Below are 528 nucleotides of genomic sequence, written 5' to 3' on the forward strand. Positions count from 1 at the left end.
CTGCCTTACAAGCAGAGGGTCAGCGGTTCGAACCCGTTAACCTCCATATGAGCCGTTAGCTCAGTTGGTAGAGCATCTGACTTTTAATCAGAGGGTCACAGGTTCGAGCCCTGTACGGCTCATATTTTTGCGGGTGTGGCGGAATTGGCAGACGCACTAGATTTAGGATCTAGCGCCTTACGGCGTGGGGGTTCAAGTCCCTTCACCCGCATTATATGAATATAACTATTCAAGCCGGCTTAGCTCAGTTGGTAGAGCATCTGATTTGTAATCAGAGGGTCGAGGGTTCAAATCCTTTAGCCGGCATCAAGTTTATGCGGAAATAGCTCAGTGGTAGAGCACCACCTTGCCAAGGTGGGGGTCGCGGGTTCGAACCCCGTTTTCCGCTTTGCCATTATCAAAACGCCGGGGTGGCGGAACTGGCAGACGCACAGGACTTAAAATCCTGCGGTGAGTGATCACCGTACCGGTTCGATTCCGGTCCTCGGCATTAACACATATGCGCCCATAGCTCAACTGGATAGAGTG

5 tRNA genes are annotated in these 528 nt (G+C 51.9%); all 5 read left to right on the forward strand.

The window, feature by feature from the left end:
* Nucleotides 1–49 precede the first annotated feature (49 nt).
* The 5 genes from RV17_RS13015 (at nucleotide 50) to RV17_RS13035 (ending at nucleotide 490) form a co-directional block, all read left to right on the forward strand.
* Nucleotides 50–122: transfer RNA gene (locus RV17_RS13015), tRNA-Lys, on the forward strand.
* A gap of 7 nt (nucleotides 123–129) precedes the next feature.
* Nucleotides 130–211: transfer RNA gene (locus tag RV17_RS13020), tRNA-Leu, on the forward strand.
* Nucleotides 212–233: 22 nt separating this feature from the next.
* A tRNA-Thr gene (locus RV17_RS13025) sits at nucleotides 234–306 on the forward strand.
* Nucleotides 307–316: 10 nt separating this feature from the next.
* Nucleotides 317–388 (forward strand) — tRNA-Gly (locus RV17_RS13030).
* A gap of 16 nt (nucleotides 389–404) precedes the next feature.
* A tRNA-Leu gene (locus tag RV17_RS13035) sits at nucleotides 405–490 on the forward strand.
* Nucleotides 491–528: the final 38 nt, after the last annotated feature.

The sequence above is a fragment of the Enterococcus thailandicus genome, from assembly GCF_001886265.1.
Taxonomy (GTDB): Bacteria; Bacillota; Bacilli; order Lactobacillales; family Enterococcaceae; genus Enterococcus_B; species Enterococcus_B thailandicus.